The sequence below is a fragment of the Natronomonas sp. CBA1123 genome, assembly GCF_009741925.1.
In the GTDB taxonomy this organism is placed as follows: Archaea; Halobacteriota; Halobacteria; order Halobacteriales; family Haloarculaceae; genus Natronomonas.
This window is the reverse complement of record NZ_WPCC01000035.1, coordinates 19,070-33,735: the sequence shown is the minus strand read 5'-3', so window position 1 is coordinate 33,735 and position 14,666 is coordinate 19,070. Positions and strand designations below refer to the sequence as shown.

Annotated in this window: 17 protein-coding genes, 2 tRNA genes and 1 pseudogene; 8 read left to right on the top strand and 12 right to left on the bottom strand. The window is 65.3% G+C overall.

Features of this window, described 5'->3' with window-relative positions; genetic code table 11:
* From GJ631_RS13975 to GJ631_RS13965, 3 genes are all read right to left on the bottom strand, one after another.
* A partial coding sequence (locus tag GJ631_RS13975; RefSeq protein WP_156709746.1) for an SAM-dependent methyltransferase occupies positions 1-634 on the bottom strand: 634 nt, incomplete at its 3' end.
* 22 nt (positions 635-656) lie between these two features.
* Positions 657-1,316 carry a protein-L-isoaspartate O-methyltransferase gene (pcm, locus tag GJ631_RS13970; protein ID WP_370518680.1) on the bottom strand — a complete coding sequence of 220 codons (660 nt, stop codon included), beginning with the start codon at positions 1,314-1,316 and terminating at the stop codon, positions 657-659.
* A gap of 4 nt (positions 1,317-1,320) precedes the next feature.
* The gene (locus tag GJ631_RS13965; RefSeq protein ID WP_156709745.1) at positions 1,321-1,971 is read right to left on the bottom strand and encodes an HVO_0476 family zinc finger protein; all 651 of its coding nucleotides are present in this window, start codon (positions 1,969-1,971) and stop codon (positions 1,321-1,323) included.
* A gap of 108 nt (positions 1,972-2,079) precedes the next feature.
* On the opposite strand from GJ631_RS13965, the gene GJ631_RS13960 reads away from it, so the two are divergent.
* Complete coding sequence (locus GJ631_RS13960) at positions 2,080-2,259, top strand: hypothetical protein (RefSeq protein ID WP_156709744.1); 180 nt, start codon at positions 2,080-2,082, stop codon at positions 2,257-2,259.
* Between the two features lie 47 nt (positions 2,260-2,306).
* On the opposite strand, the gene GJ631_RS13955 is transcribed toward GJ631_RS13960, so the two are convergent.
* Positions 2,307-3,293: an aminopeptidase gene (locus GJ631_RS13955; protein WP_156709743.1), complete on the bottom strand. Its 987-nt coding sequence runs from the start codon at positions 3,291-3,293 to the stop codon at positions 2,307-2,309.
* A 45-nt stretch (positions 3,294-3,338) separates the two neighbouring features.
* Positions 3,339-4,880, bottom strand: coding sequence for a long-chain-fatty-acid--CoA ligase (locus tag GJ631_RS13950; protein ID WP_156709742.1), 1,542 nt, complete (start codon positions 4,878-4,880; stop codon positions 3,339-3,341).
* A 92-nt stretch (positions 4,881-4,972) separates the two neighbouring features.
* Here GJ631_RS13950 and GJ631_RS13945 point away from each other — a divergent pair, with 92 nt between their 5' ends.
* On the top strand, positions 4,973-5,989 hold the full coding sequence (locus GJ631_RS13945) for a type II glyceraldehyde-3-phosphate dehydrogenase (RefSeq protein ID WP_156709741.1): 1,017 nt from the start codon (positions 4,973-4,975) through the stop codon (positions 5,987-5,989).
* Positions 5,990-6,062: 73 nt separating this feature from the next.
* Complete coding sequence (locus tag GJ631_RS13940; RefSeq protein ID WP_156709740.1) at positions 6,063-6,440, top strand: Hsp20/alpha crystallin family protein; 378 nt, start codon at positions 6,063-6,065, stop codon at positions 6,438-6,440.
* Between the two features lie 54 nt (positions 6,441-6,494).
* On the opposite strand, the pseudogene GJ631_RS13935 reads toward GJ631_RS13940, so the two are convergent.
* A pseudogene (locus GJ631_RS13935) lies at positions 6,495-7,368 on the bottom strand (RimK family alpha-L-glutamate ligase).
* 117 nt (positions 7,369-7,485) lie between these two features.
* On the opposite strand from GJ631_RS13935, the gene GJ631_RS13930 reads away from it, so the two are divergent.
* Positions 7,486-7,638, top strand: coding sequence for a DUF1059 domain-containing protein (locus GJ631_RS13930; protein WP_156709739.1), 153 nt, complete (start codon positions 7,486-7,488; stop codon positions 7,636-7,638).
* Between the two features lie 29 nt (positions 7,639-7,667).
* Here GJ631_RS13930 and GJ631_RS13925 read toward each other — a convergent pair whose 3' ends face one another.
* From GJ631_RS13925 to GJ631_RS19060, 3 genes are all read right to left on the bottom strand, one after another.
* Positions 7,668-9,596: an ABC transporter ATP-binding protein gene (locus GJ631_RS13925; RefSeq protein WP_156709738.1), complete on the bottom strand. Its 1,929-nt coding sequence runs from the start codon at positions 9,594-9,596 to the stop codon at positions 7,668-7,670.
* A 56-nt stretch (positions 9,597-9,652) separates the two neighbouring features.
* On the bottom strand, positions 9,653-10,102 hold the full coding sequence (locus GJ631_RS13920) for a DUF192 domain-containing protein (protein WP_197425078.1): 450 nt from the start codon (positions 10,100-10,102) through the stop codon (positions 9,653-9,655).
* Positions 10,103-10,223: 121 nt separating this feature from the next.
* A complete protein-coding gene (locus GJ631_RS19060; protein ID WP_156709736.1) occupies positions 10,224-10,772 on the bottom strand; it encodes a DUF192 domain-containing protein in 549 nt (182 codons plus the stop codon).
* Positions 10,773-10,877: 105 nt separating this feature from the next.
* On the opposite strand from GJ631_RS19060, the gene GJ631_RS13910 reads away from it, so the two are divergent.
* The 4 genes from GJ631_RS13910 to GJ631_RS13900 all read left to right on the top strand — a co-directional run bounded on the left by GJ631_RS13910 (position 10,878) and on the right by GJ631_RS13900 (position 12,078).
* Positions 10,878-10,949: transfer RNA gene (locus GJ631_RS13910), tRNA-Val, on the top strand.
* Between the two features lie 58 nt (positions 10,950-11,007).
* Positions 11,008-11,133: a hypothetical protein gene (locus GJ631_RS19275; RefSeq protein WP_255453959.1), complete on the top strand. Its 126-nt coding sequence runs from the start codon at positions 11,008-11,010 to the stop codon at positions 11,131-11,133.
* A 73-nt stretch (positions 11,134-11,206) separates the two neighbouring features.
* Positions 11,207-11,280: transfer RNA gene (locus GJ631_RS13905), tRNA-Phe, on the top strand.
* 171 nt (positions 11,281-11,451) lie between these two features.
* A complete protein-coding gene (locus tag GJ631_RS13900) occupies positions 11,452-12,078 on the top strand; it encodes a heme-binding protein (RefSeq protein WP_156709735.1) in 627 nt (208 codons plus the stop codon).
* Between the two features lie 15 nt (positions 12,079-12,093).
* On the opposite strand, the gene GJ631_RS13895 is transcribed toward GJ631_RS13900, so the two are convergent.
* From GJ631_RS13895 to GJ631_RS13885, 3 genes are all read right to left on the bottom strand, one after another.
* On the bottom strand, positions 12,094-12,975 hold the full coding sequence (locus GJ631_RS13895) for a hypothetical protein (RefSeq protein ID WP_156709734.1): 882 nt from the start codon (positions 12,973-12,975) through the stop codon (positions 12,094-12,096).
* A gap of 193 nt (positions 12,976-13,168) precedes the next feature.
* Positions 13,169-13,660 carry an FkbM family methyltransferase gene (locus tag GJ631_RS13890; RefSeq protein ID WP_156709733.1) on the bottom strand — a complete coding sequence of 164 codons (492 nt, stop codon included), beginning with the start codon at positions 13,658-13,660 and terminating at the stop codon, positions 13,169-13,171.
* Positions 13,661-14,054: 394 nt separating this feature from the next.
* Positions 14,055-14,627, bottom strand: a complete 573-nt coding sequence (locus GJ631_RS13885) for a hypothetical protein (RefSeq protein ID WP_156709732.1) — start codon at positions 14,625-14,627, stop codon at positions 14,055-14,057.
* Positions 14,628-14,666 lie beyond the last annotated feature (39 nt).

Below are 14,666 nucleotides of genomic sequence, written 5' to 3'. Positions count from 1 at the left end.
CGACCACGAGGTCACACGGCGGTATCTCGGTTCCGTCGCCGCGGCGGAGGTCGACGGACTCCCGCCGGAGTAGCGGCTCGGCGGCGTCGATTCGAGCTTCGCTGTCCAGCAACGTCACCGACCAGCCACGGCGGGCGAACTCGACGGCACGACGGCCCGCTCCATCGCCGACCACCACGACGCTGTCGCCGTCGGGGGCGGCGTGGACCGCGGTCGTCACCTCCGACCGCAGACGTGTCTCGTCGGTGGCGGCCTCTTTGCCGAGTTCGTTCCGGAGGGCGTCAGTGGGTTCCGGCGGCGCTTCGCCCTCCAGTGTCCCCGGCAGCGCGACCCATCGCTCGAAGGCATCCAATTCTGCGGGCAGGCGGCCGATAGAGCGGAGGTCGGTCTTCGTGAGAAAACCCAAAAGGCGGTTGGTGGGTTCGTACTCCCCGTCGACGCGGGCGAGAAAGCCCTGCGACTGCAGCGCCGCGACGAGACGCTCGGCCGACTCCGGGTCGATATCGGTGGCGTCGGCGACTGCCTCGGGCGTCCCCGCGGTCGTCGACAGCGCGTCGAGGGCGCCACAGCGGCGGGCCGCCCACAGCAACGCTATCTCGCGCCAGGGTGGCTCGCTTCGGTCCTGCGTTGGCATACGCCGACTTCGCGCTCCGGCCTCAAGAATCGCCACCCTGCATCGGGACGAACCGGACGCCGCCGAACTCCTCGCGGTCGATGCCACCCTCGCGTTTGACCGCGCGGACGAGTCGCTGTCGACGGTCGCCGACGGGCGCGAGCAACCGGCCGCCCTCCCGGAGTTGGTCGAGGACCGCCTCGGGTAACTCGCGGGCGGCGCAGGTGAGATACGCGGCGTCGTAGGGGGCGTACTCGGGCCACCCGTCGTGGCCGTCGCCGACGCGGACGTGAACGTCGTACCCGAGGTCGTCGAGTCGCTCTCGGGCCTCGGTGGCCAGCGACTCGACGTACTCGACGCTGTAGACGTTGCCGTCGCCGACGATTTCGGCCGTGACCGCGGCGTGATACCCACAGCCGGTGCCGATTTCGAGTACCGCTTCGCCCTTGCTCAAGGCGAGTCTGTCACACATGATGCCGACCATGTGGGGGGCAGAGACGGTCTGGTCGTTGCCGATGGGGAGCGGTCGGTCGGCGTAGGCACTCCCTTGTCGCTCCGGTGGAACGAACTCGTGTCTCGGGACGGCCTTCAGCGCCTCGATGGTCGATTCGCGTTCGATGCGGCCGCTCTCGGCGAGCGCCTCGACCATCCGCTCGCGACGGGTCTCGAAATCCGATTCGGGGTCGTCGTCGCGTCGGAACACGGTCCTACCAGGCGGACCACGCCCGCTGGGTGGAGTTCTCGTCGCGGGCGTACACCCGCTTGAGGTCCTTCGCGAGCGCCGCGTCGCCAGCGTGGTCGTAGCCCTCTCGGTAGTAGTCGGTGGCGTCCTCTCTGACCAGCAGGCGCTCGACGGTGAACTCCTCGCCGCCGTACTCGTGGGTCCGGCCGACGACGAACTCCTCGTCGCCGGGCACCTGTATCTTCACGCTTCGGGTCTCGTCGTGGCCGCCGTCCTTCGGGTGTAGCGTCAGGTTCACTGCGACGTTGCCGACCGCACGCGTCCACAGCGTCTTTACGTCCTCTGCGCTGGCTTCGTCGACGCGGGCGCCCTCGGTGGTCTCGATGGAGGTGATACGCGCTGTGAGAATCGCCTCGTCGGTTTCGACGAGGAACTCGTCACCCGTCGACAGTTCCTCCTCGGGCGGCACTTCGACCCGTGCCTCCGTCGATTCGTCGTCCTGGGAGACGATGACCCGGCGGTCGACGCGGGACTCCTCTTCGATGGTCGTCTTGTGAACGTGGCTGCACTCGCTGCACCGAACCGTGGCCTGCCCACCGTGGTTGAGCACCTCGTGGGCGGTCTCGTCGGCCGGCGAACAGGAGGGACACCGAACCGCGACGCGCTGTTGACTCATTGGCCGCACTTGACGGTGCGAACGTATAAGCGCGTGGCTCCGACGATGACGAGGCTTCGACCGTGACCTGCCGATAGGATTATTTCACCGGCCACCGCGTTCGATGCCGTGTCCCTCGCCGATTCGGCGGTTCGGATGTATCTGTTCTACGCCTTCGCCACCATCGGGTTCGTCTCCATCGGGGCCATCCTCGGGACGTTCCTCCCGGGCGGGGTCGCGCTGTTCGTCGGTTTTCTCGTCTTACTTGTGGTCGTCCTCGGGGGACTGTTCTGGTACGCTCGGTTCTGAGCGTCACTCGACGGTCGGGAGCCCGATTTCCTCCCCATCTCGCGGTTTCACCGCTCGACCTGAGGAAGTTCCACTTCCTCCCCATCCACGTACACCGTCGGCTCCCGCAGAATGCCGTCGAGGTGGATGGGCGCGTCGTTGTCGCCGCCGATGCCGGCGTCGTCGCCCAGTGCGATGTGGACGGTCCCGCCGGCCTTCTCGTCGAGCAAAACGCTGCCGACGAGGTCGGTGACGCCGATGTTCGTCCCGATGCCGAGTTCGGCCATGTTGTAGGCGTTCTGTCCAACCTGCTCGGCGGCCTCCTCGACATCGGCGCGGATGGCGTCGTCGCCGATGGAGGTGACGTAGCCGTCTTCGACTTCGAAGGTAACCGTCTGTCCCTCGTCGAGCAGACCGTGGGGTCGGATGGTACCGTCGACGACGTAGGTGCCCTCGGCGGATTCGGGGCTGATAAACACCTCGCCGGCCGGGAGGTTCGAGAAGTCGCCCGGTTCGTGGACGATGCCGGTGTCGTCGTTCCAGACGCGGTCGCCCAACTCGAAGGTGATGTCGGTGCCCTGCGGCGAGGTGACGCGGATTTCCTCGGCGCCGTCGACGTTCTCGAGCATCGCCTCGCACTCGGCGGCGATGGCGTCGTAGTCGGCGTCCAGTCCCGTCGTGAACACCTCTTCGGTGATGCCCGGCAGCGTCGCGCCGCGGGCGCCGCCGTCGGTCGCGTCCGAGCGGGCACGGGTGTGGCTGAGGCTCTTCGTCGTCGGCGCGAGGAAGGCGTCGGCCGACGCCAAGGCCCCGGCGACCGGTTCGGGTGGCTCCGCGCCGTGCTGTGGTCCCGGCGGATAGCGGACGATGACGGCATCGTCGGTGGCTTCGAGGGCGGCGTCGTACAGCGCCTCGCCGATGGGCTGGCGTTTGTCGTCGGTGACGACGACGCAACTCTCGTCGGATTCGACGGCGAGACACTGCTGGACGGCGGTCTCGGCCGCCGCGGCGACGGCTTCGGGGTCTTCGATATCGAGTACGTCCGAATCGCTCATGTCCGGACCTGCGTCCGAGACGACGAAAAGGATTGGCTTCGCGGACTACTCCTCGCGGAGTTTGAACTTCTGGACTTTCCCGCTGGGGTTCTTCGGCAGTTCCTCGACGAAATGGTACTCACGGGGCCGCTTGAAGTCCGCGAGGTCGTCGCTGTCGAGGACGAACGACTCCAGGGCGTCGGCGTCGGTGTCGCCGACGACGTAGGCGACGACCTGCTCGCCCCACTCGGGATGCGGTTCGCCGACGACTGCCGCCTCGACTACGTCGGGATGCGAAAAGAGAACGTCCTCGACTTCGGTCGGATAGACGTTCTCGCCGCCGGTGATTATCATGTCGTCCTTCCGGTCGACGACGTAGAGGTAGCCGTCGTCGTCGAGGTAGCCGAGGTCGCCGGAGTAGTACCACTCGACGCCACCCTCCTCCCGGAGGGACTCGGCGGTCGCCTCCGGGCGGTTCCAGTACTCCCGCATCGTACACGGTCCGGCGAACAGTATCTCGCCGATGTCGCCCTGCTCGACCTCCTCGTCGGGCGCGCCGTCGGGTTCGACGACCCGGAGGTCGTGGTTCAGCGCGGGTTTGCCCGCCGACCCCTGTTTCGGTATCTGCTCGTCGGGATGTTGGAACGTCCCGCAGGGGCCGATTTCGGTCATGCCGTAGGCCTGGAGGTAGTCGTCACAGAACTGCTCCATACAGGCGTCGAGTACCTCCTTCGGCATCGGCGAGGCGCCGTAGAGGCCGAGCCGCAGCGAGGAGGTGTCGGCGTCGACCTCCTCGGCGGCGTGGGCCAGTCCGTTCCACGCCGTCGGCGCGGCGAACATCACGGACACGTCGTGTTTCTCGATGTCCTGAAGTACAGCGACGGGGTCGAACTCGTGGTGGACGACGCTTTTCGCACCAACCTGAATCCGGGGGAACAGGGCAGCGTGTAACTCCGCGCAGTGATACAGCGGCAGCGCGGACAGCCCCACGTCGTCCTTCCGGAGGCCGCCCTCCGCGACGCAGATGAGGTTGTGTTCGACCATGTCGCGGTGTTCGTGGACGACGCCCTTCGGCCGACCCGTCGTCCCCGAGGTGTAGATGAAGGCGTACACGTCGTCCTCGGAGACGACCGTGTCTGGCCGCTCTGCCGGCGCCGCTTCGATGATGGCGTCGAAGTCGTGGGTGTCGTCGGGGGCGTCCTCTTCGATGAAGACGTACTCCTCGACGGTGTCGAGGTTTTCGCGGGCGCCTTCGACCGCCTCGCGGGTGTCGTCCTCGTAGATGAGGACGCTCGATTCGGCGTCGTTGCAGATGAACTCGACCTCGCCGGCCGGCAGGCGGTAGTTCAGGGGGTTGAACACCGCGCCGAGTTTCGCACACGCGAACACCGTACAGACGATTTCCGAACCGTTGTACAGCATCGTCGAGACGCGGTCGCCCTTCTCGACGCCGAGGTCGGCCAAGGCGTTCGCCAGTCGGTCGGCGCGCTCGTCGAGTTCCGCGAACGTGTAGCGGCGGTCCCGCCGCGGATACACCAGCGCCTCTTTCTCGGGATACTTTTCGGCGGTGAGTTCCAGCGTGTCCGCTATCGTGGGGTGCATACTCAACCCACAGACGCCGGGGTGTTAACGGTTCGGCCGGCCACCTCCCTGCGGCGTGGAGAGAAACGGTTATTCCCGTCGGCACACGACCCGGAGGTATGAGCATTCAGGTCGCGGTCAACGGCTACGGAACCATCGGCAAACGCGTTGCCGACGCCGTCGCGCTCCAACCCGACATGGAGTTGGTCGGCGTCGCCAAGACCCGCCCCAACCACGAGGCGGAACTCGCCGTCGAAAACGGCTATCCGCTGTACGCCGCAATCGAGGACCGCGTCCACCTGTTCGAGGAAGCCGGCATCGAGTTGACCGGCACCGTCGAGGAGCTGGTCGAAGCCGCCGACATCGTCGTCGACGCCTGCCCGTCCGGCATCGGTGCCGAGAACAAGTCGCTGTACGAGGAGTACGACACGCCCGCGCTGTATCAGGGCGGCGAGGACGCCGACCTCGTCGACGCCTCGTTCAACGCCCGAAGCAACTTCGAGGAGGCCACCGACGCCGACCACGTCCGCGTCGTCTCCTGTAACACGACCGGCCTCTCGCGACTGCTCGCGCCGCTACAGGAGGAGTACGGCGTCGAGAAGGCCCGCGTCACCCTGGTCCGCCGCGGCGGCGACCCCGCCCAGACCGGCCGAGGTCCCATCAACGACATCCTGCCGAACCCCGTCTCGCTGCCCTCGCATCACGGCCCCGACGTGAACACCATCTTCCCAGACCTCGCTATCGACACGCTCGGGTTGAAGGTGCCCGCGACGCTGATGCACACCCACTCGGTCAACGTGACGCTGGAGGACGCCCCCGACGCCGACGAGGTGCGGGAGTTGCTCGACGCTCAGTCCCGAACGTTCCTCGTCCCCGAATCCTACGACATCGACGGCGCCGGCAAACTGAAAGAGTACGCGATGGACCGCGGCCGACCCCGTGCGGACATCTGGGAGAACTGCATCTGGTCGGAGTCCATCAGCGTCGAGGGCGACGACCTGTATCTGTTCCAGGCGATTCACCAGGAATCCGACGTGGTACCGGAGAACGTCGACGCCATCCGCGCCGTGTTGGGAACTGCCGACGCCGAGGAGTCCATCCAGCGCACCAACGAGACGATGGGCGTCGGTTTCTAATCTCCGTCCGCGTCGGATATCGATTTCTGCCCTCGACAGAAGGCTTTTGATGGCGACTCACATACCGACGGGTATGCGCCGTGACGACCGCGACGACCCCTTCGACGACATCTTCAGCGAGATAGAGCGAATGATGGAGGAGATGACGGGCGGCGTGAGCGCGGCGGGCAACGCCGGTTTCGGTAGCGACGCCCACGTCTCCATCTACGAGACCGACGACCAACTTCGGGTCGTCGCGGACATGCCCGGCGTCCGCAAGGAAGACATCGACATCAAGTGTGACGGCCGCCACGTCACCATCTCGGCGTCGACGGACACGAGCGACTACGAGGAGCGCATCGAACTCCCCGCCCGCGTCGACGAACACTCGGCGTCGGCGACGTTCAACAACGGCATCCTCGAAATCACGCTCGACCGAACCGGCAACTCGGCGAACATCGACCTCGACTGAGGCCTCGGCGCTCGGTTTCCCTCTTTCGGACTCCTATTCGAAACGAACAGTACGTTAGCGGTCTCGACGTGCAGTCCGACGGATGAGGGCGGCGAGGCGGTCGTAGAAGCCCGCGTCGTACTTCGTCGCTGCGTCGACCGTCGGGCGGGCGTTCGTCTCGTTGACGACCGCGCGGTCGCCCGAGACGAGGATGTCGACGCCGAGCCAGTCGATGTCGAGGGCTTCGGCCGCGTCTTCGGCCAGTTCGCGGTGCTCTGGCGGTAGTTCGACCCCCTCGGCGACGGCGCCGCGGTGGACGTTGTGTTTCCAGCGCCCCGCCCGTCGCTCGGCGTCGGGGAGGCGGCGCTCGACGGCGCCGACGTACTCCCCGTCGACGACCATCGCCCCGATAGTCGCGGGCGTCGGGGAGGTACTCCTGGACCAGAAACGACCGGTCGCCGGTCGCGCGGTAGTCGTGGACCAAGGAGAGGTAATCGCACACGCCGAAGAACGAATCGAGGTCGCCCGCTTTGGCGATGCCGACGCCACGGGTCGTCGAGTTCGGCTTGACGACGACCGGCGGGTCGAACCGCTCGAAGGTCGCCCGGAGTTCGGACTCGTCGACGGGATTCGAGACGTACACCGACTCGGGGGTCGCGACGCCCGCGCGGTCGAGACGGGCGAGTGCGCCGGCTTTGTTCCGCGAGCGGAGGATGGCCTCCCGGTCGTTGACCCACGGCACGTCCAGTAAGGCGTCGGCGACGCCGCCTTCCATCAGCCGCGAGGGGAAGACGAAACCGGCGTCGAACTCCCCGTCGGCAAGCGGCTCGGCGAGCGGTTGGGCGCGCTCGCTCGTAGGAACGTACGTCGCCTCGATGTCGCGTTCGGCGAGCGGGTCGCGGATTCGTTCGAGTGTTTCGGCGTCGGTCGCGACCGCGAGCCGGAGCATACCCTACAATGGGTGGCTGTGGCACTTAAATCGGCGCGCTCGGCGGGCCGCATAACGCGACCGTACTGTACACACAGGGCGACTAACTTTGTCGGTGCTTCACCCAGTGCCGACCGCATGACACACCAGTACTCCTGTAGCGCCTGTGCGTTCGAAGTTCACTCGGACGACGACGACGAAATCGTCGAACTCGTCCAGAACCACGCCAACGAGTATCACGACATGTCGCCGTCGGACGACGACGTTCGAGACGGCATGCAAACTGTCTGAGGAACTGCTGACCCACGGTCCCTTCTGTCTCAATCGTCGTCGGCGTCCGTGCGGGCCTGCCGTTCGGCCGCACGCTCGATGAACTCCTCGGGCAGTTCGTCTATCTCGCCGGCCTGGACGCCCCAGAGGTGTGCGTAGAGTCCGCCCTCGTCGAGTAGGTCTTCGTGGGTGCCTCGCTCGACGATTTCGCCGTCTTCGAGGACGACGATGGTGTCGGCGTCCTTGATGGTCGACAGGCGGTGGGCGATGGCGAAGGTCGTTCGGTCGGCGGTGAGGCGGTCCAGCGACCGCTGAATGAGCATCTCGGTTTCGGTGTCGACGTCGCTGGTCGCCTCGTCCAACACGAGGATGGCGGGGTCTTTGAGGACCGCCCGGGCGATGGAGATGCGCTGGCGTTGGCCGCCGGAGAGTTTGACGCCGCGCTCGCCGACCATCGTGTCGTAGCCGTCGGGGAGGTTCGTGATGAAATCGTGGGCCTCCGCGGCCTTGGCGGCCTCGATTACGGCCTCCTCGTCGGCGTCGAAGGTGCCGTAGGTGATGTTCTCCCGGACGGTACCGTAGAAGAGGAACGTGTCCTGTCCGACGTAGCCGATGTGCTGTCGCAGGGAGGGGAGGGTCACGTTCCGGATGTCCTGCCCGTCGATGCGTATCGCCCCCTCGTCGACGTCGTACAGTCGGAGGAGGAGTTTCAACACCGTCGATTTCCCGGCGCCCGTGGGCCCGACGAGCGCGAGCGTCTCGCCGCCGTCGACGGTGAAGTCGATGTCCTCGACGATGGTCTCCTCACCGTCGTAGCCGAAGGTCACCTCGTCGTACTCGACGCGGCCCGACTCGACGTCGAGGGGTTCGGCGTCGGGGTCGATAGCGAGGCGGTCGGGTTCGTCCATCAGCCCGAAGATGCGCTCGGAGGAGGCGTAGGCCCGCTGATACATGTTGATTATCTGGCCGAACTGGGCCATCGGCCAGATGAACCGCTGGGTGAAGAGGATGAAGACGACGAACGTCCCGACCGAGAGGTCGCCGGTCAGCGGACCGGGTGCGGTGCCGGTGAACACCCACAGCCCGCCGACGATGAACGTGACGACGAAGCCGATGCCCGCGAGCAGTCGGAGGCCGGGGAAGAACTTGATGCGGGTTTCGATTGCGTCCCAGTTGGCGTCGAAGTACTCCATCGACACGTCGTCGACCCGGTCGGACTCGTAGGGTTCGGTGTTGGCGGATTTGATGACCTGAATCCCGCCGAGGTTGTTCTCCAGTCGGGAGTTTACCTTTCCGACCGACGAGCGGACGCGGGCGTACTTCGGCTGGATAATCCGGATGAACAGGTAGGTGAAGCCGGCGATGAGCGGCACCGGAAGCAGCGCGATGAGTGCCAACTGCCAGTTGTAGTACAACAAGACGCCGCCGATGCCCAACACCATCACCGACAGCCGGAACATCGAGTTCAGGCCGTCGTTGAGGAACCGTTCGAGGCGGTTGACGTCGTTCGAGAGGATGGACATCAACTCGCCGGTCTGTTTGTCGGCGAAGAAGTCCATGTTCAACCGCTGCATCGTGTCGTAGGTGTCCGTCCGGATGCTGTGTTGGATGTTCTGTGCGAAGGAGTTGAACCCCCAGTTGCGTATCCAGTGGAACGCCGCCCCGAGCGCGAAGGCGCCGGCGATGATGCCGATGACGACCCAGAACTGCGTCACCTCGTCGGTCGGCGTCCACGCCTCCGGCACCAGCCACAGCGAAAACGCCTGCTCGCCGAACACCGAATCGATGGCCAAGCCGAGCATGATGGGCGGCAGCAAATCGAGCAGTCGCGCAAAGATGCTCGCGAGAACCCCGACGGTCACCTGTAACGCGTTCGGTCGGCCGTACTCGGCGAACAGCCTGCTCATCGGGTTCTCCGCGTTCTCCCGTTGCTCCTCGAAGGGGTCGTCCTCGTCGGCCCCGACGGCACTCTCCGCCATTACCTGAACTGCCTGTTCGGTCAGTATAACGCTTGGCACATCGGCCGGACGGGCCGCTACACCTCGAAGACGAGTCGGTCACCGACCTCGACGCCGCGGTCGTCGGTCCACCCGCGATTCACTTCGAGGACGTACTGCCCCGTGCCGGTGTACTGCTGGTCGTTGCCGTTCTCGTCGGGTCCTGGAGCGGGTGCCTCGTGGATTTCGGTAATCGTCCCGTCGGAATCGACGAATACGATGTCGAGGCCGAAGTCCATCTCCCGCATCACGTAGGTCCGCTCGGCGACGCTGTCGTGGACGAACAGCATTCCCTGGTCGTCGGCCAGCGATTCGGTGTCGCTCAGGCCCACGTAACGCTTCGAGAACGTGTCGGCGACGGCGGCGTCGACTCGCCCCAACGCCTCGCCACTGTCGGCGTCGACGACGGTCACGTCGGTGTGCTCGTAGCCGGAGTCACCGGGGTTCGAGGCGTCGTAGCCGGCCAGAAGCGACGGGAACACGCCCATCGCGAACCCGAGATAGACGAGCAACGCGAGAACTACGACCGCCGAGAGCGCGTAGCCGAGCCGGCGTCGGTCCATCACGCCGACGGACGGGCCGGCCGGCGAAAAGCGTGCCGACGGCCACTCATTCCGGCAACTCGAAGGCGACCCGGTCGCCGACTTCGATTCCGCGGTCGGTCGTCCAGTTGTGGTTCACCTCGAGGACGTACTGTCCGCGGCCGGAGTAGCGCTGGGATTCGCCGTCCTCGTCGGGTCCGGGTGCGGGGGCGTGGTGAATCGACGTTATCGTCCCGTTGGAATCGATGTAGACGATGTCGATGGCGAAGTCCATCTCCCGCATCACGAACGTCAGGTCCCGCTCGGAGTCGAAGACGAACAACATCCCGCGGTCCTCCGGCAGTGATTCGGTGTCGCTCAACCCGGTGTACCGGAGCGTCCCGTTGTCGGCGATGGCGGCCTCGACGGCCCCCAGTTCGGCGTCGCCGTCGCCGTCCTGTACCGTGACGGTCGTCTGGGCGTAACTGCTGTGGACCGGCGTCGCAGTGGGCGTCGGTTCGTCGGTCGGCGTCGGTTCCGCCGTCGACTGTCCGCCGGCGTCGAACGGGCCGACACAGCCGCCGAGGGCGGCGGCGACGACCACCACGACGAGCGCCCACGTCCGGTGTCGCGTCATTTCCACTCCCTCGGGACGGAACGTGCCTAAACGTTCCGTCACCGGCGACGACCGGCCGGCGCGGAAGGCAAGGGTTAACTCTACGGGCCGGTTTCGGCCGAGTGCGGGCGCGTGGTCTAGTGGCTATGACGCGTCCCTTACAAGGACGAGAAGATGGTTCGATTCCATCCGTGCCCACTTTTCGAACGGTCGTCGCCGCGAAAGGCCTATGCGCCGCCACGACCCACCACGTAGTATGTCAGGACGTGCCGGTTCGGACTGCCCGGAGTGTGGCGGACGACTGGAATCCATCGATGGGATGGAGTACGAATGCGGCGACTGTGGCCGGACGTTCGACTCCGCGGACGTGTTCCTTATCTAGCCTCGATTCAGTCTCATCGCCGCGCCGGCTTTCGAAACCCTTTTTGATAGCGTCGGCGTCGTTGCGTCTGCAAGCCGCCTTAGCTCAGACTGGGAGAGCACTCGACTGAAGATCGAGCTGTCCCCGGTTCAAATCCGGGAGGCGGCATCCTATTACCGGTTGAATAATATTCGACAGTGCCTTCGTCGTCCTACGGTTCCGAAACTCCTCGTTCGAGTGCAACCGGTCACTGGACGCACCCCGTCACGTCCGGTGTTCTGCAATAACCGACGAACGAACGCTGAGTAGGCTTATTGTGGCAGTCCCCGTACGTACAGCATGGTTCGGAAGCGCACAATCGCCCTCGGGGTCGTCGGTGGCGTCATCGCTGGATTCGGGGCGGCGAACATCTATCAGCGCGTCGCCACGGAGACGGTTCCCTACACCGTCGTCGCGCGCCTCGACGACGTGGAACTGCGTCGGTATCCGAAGGTGGTCATCGTGGAAACGACCGCTGATTCGCAGACGGCCGCATTCCGACGGCTGTTCCAGTACATCGCAGGGGCGAACGCGGACACGACTGAAATCGAGATGACTGCGCCAGTCGAACTGTCCGCGGGCGGAGCGACGATTTCGATGACCGCACCGGTCGAAGTCAGCGGTGAGGACGGCAGTCGAATGCGGTTTTATCTCCCGGCGGAGTACGACATCGAGAGCGCGCCTCGGCCGACCGAGGATTCCGTCGAGCTTCTCGAAATTTCGGAGCGAACCGTCGCAGTCCGTCGGTTTTCGTGGCGGCCGACCGAGGCACGCATCGACAGCGAGACCGAGGCGTTACTCGATAAGCTCGACGCGGCGAACGTTCCGCTCGCGGGTGAGCCGTTTTTTATGGGCTACGACGCGCCGTGGACGCTTCCGTTCCTGCGCCGAAACGAGGTCGCCGTCGAGGTCGAGAGCTCGTTTTGAGCGGCGATGGCCGGCTTACTCCTCGCCGTCGCCGCTTCCCGACGTTGTGTTCAATTCGAGGTCCATCCACTCGACGGTGCCGTTCTCGACGATGGCCGCTGGCTCCACGTTCGGGTCCGTCAGCACCTGTCGGGCGAGGCCGACCGGACCGGCCCGTGGTGGTGGCAACTGCGAGGTGTCGGACGTTTCGAAGGCGGTTTCAGTTTCCTCGCCGACGACGACGCGCATCGCCATCCCAAACGATTCGTGTGGGGCACACTCTAGGTCGTAGACGCCCGGCGTCTCGAAGGCGTAGAGCCACGTGCTCGGTTGGGGTGGGCCGTGCCCCTCGTCGTCGGTGCCGTTTTCGTCGCCGGTGTCGTCTTCGCCGCTCTCGTCGTCCGCCTCGGTATCCTCGGAGTTGGCTCCATCGCTCGTCTCTTCGCCGCCGTTCTCGGCCGGTGGCATGACGATGTCGTCCGGAAGCGAGTTCGGGTCCCAACCGAGCAGTGGCGACGAGATGGGTCCGACGCCGGGTGGGAGTCGACGTTGCATCCCGAAGGCGGGGTGATAGGACGTGACCGTGTGGTCGGGCGTCTCGAAGACGAACTTCACCACGTCACCGGGGTTGACGTGGAGCCCTGTCGGCTGATAGAAGAAGTCCGCGGGTCGCTCGGGGTTCGTCGACGGCTGGATGAGCGTCCGAACGACGTGGACCGTGTTTCCGACGACCGCACCGTCGTCTTCGTCGCCGTCCTCGGATTCGTGTTCGTCTGCGACAGCGACGCCGCCAGCGCCTCCGACGACGCCAAGGGCGGTTCCGGCGCCGACGAGCTTCATCACGTCACGTCTGTAGGTACCGCGACCCGTCGTCGGTGTCTGTGCGTACTGGTCGTGTTGGTGGTGCTGCGGTCCCATGGGTGGGGTACTGCAACCGGGAAGTTAGTTATAAACCAGAATCCGAAACACCGTCGAACCGTATGTTCGTGCTTATTTTCGCCCGCATCGCAGTCAGCACGGCGTACCGCGAACGGTGTCGACCGTACTGACGATACGTTTTCCTTACGCGCACAACGAATGTTGGATACTGCGGTGGTGTGGTTGCGTAATGTTACTCTGCTCGTTCGGCGACGACTCTGTTCGACCCACCGACGCGAAGCCGTCGGGTCCGAAAGCTGGCGTCTTCCAGCACTGTCTCGATGGTTGCCTCGTTGTCGTGCGGTTCGACGACGAGCAGTCGACAGTCCGGGCGTGCGAGCGTTCCTTCCATCCCCGCAAGCACGGCGGGAGCGGCTCCTTCGACGTCTATCTTGACGACGTTCGGCGGAGGGTGGACACCCGCCGTGACGGCGTTGTCCGCGGTCGTCGTCTCGACGGTGATGGTCCGGACCGCGTCGTCGGTGGTCGCGTAGCCGTCCTCGATGGAGCCTTCCCTCGACCCGGCCTCGTCGGTCCCGATGACGAAGAACGTCCGTTCGCCCTCGCCGTCCGAGAGGGCACGCGACTCTATCTCGCGAGGAGCGTCGTTTCGCTGGAGAATGTGTCGCAGTCGCTCGACGTTCGGCGGGTACGGTTCGAAGGCGACGACGCGACCGTCCTCCAGTACGTCGCCAGCGATTCACGAGAAGGGGCCCACGTTCGCGCCGACGTCCCAGAACACGTCGTCTTCGTTCAGTTCGTCGACGATGGTTCTGGCGACGGGGCGTTCCTACCCGGAGATGCTGACGACGTTGTCCAATTCGGCGGTGCTTCCGATGCCGATATCCGCCGTTGCGGGACCGATTTCGACGCTGAGCGCCTCTCCGTATCGGAGTCGGTACAGCGCCACGTACCGCGTTCTCAGGTGGGCGTCGATGTCGACCCGGCGTACGGCGTCTTTCAGCCTCGGCCGATACAGCCACGACCGGTCCGAATCGAGGAGCGAATGTCCGCCCGCACTGTCCGAAACCCAACTCGAAGTAATGGTATGCGTCGGATAGCCCGGCCGGATTGCGGTGTCAGTTCCCCGCTAGGGCGTCGATGGCGATGGCGGCGGCGACGAGGCTCTCTTTCGGTGCGTTCCCGGAGTCGCCGACGTGGAGCTCATGGGTATTCCGAAGCGAGAAGCGGCCTTCGAGTCGACCAAACGCCTCGCCGTTCGGGCCGGTGATGGTGTACTCGCGTGGGCGCCAGCCGATGACTTCGACGACGTTCCGTGCGGCCTCCAACAGCGTGTGCTGTGATTCGATGACTGCCCAGAGGTCGCCGTCGGGCGAGCGGACCCGCCAGACGTGTTTGAACGAGGTGAAATCCGTTTCGAGGACGGCGATGTCGTCGTCGGTGCCGGCCTCAGTCAGGGTGTAGTTGCCGTCGTCGCCGTCGACGCAGCGAGCGCCGACGGCGTAGAATGGTCGGCCGCGTGCATCGAGAAACGTGAACGCCTTCCTCGTCTCGAATGGCCTCCGTTTCGTCTGCAAGAGGAGCGCGCCCGAATCGTCGTAGACGCGGCACTCGGTCCGGAGCAGGTTTCGTTCGATGACGTAGTCGCTGCCGGTCAAATCGACGGTGGCGATGGAGTCATCGGCTGTCATGTGCGACTCTTCGTTCTGAACCGTCCTGAAACCACTCAC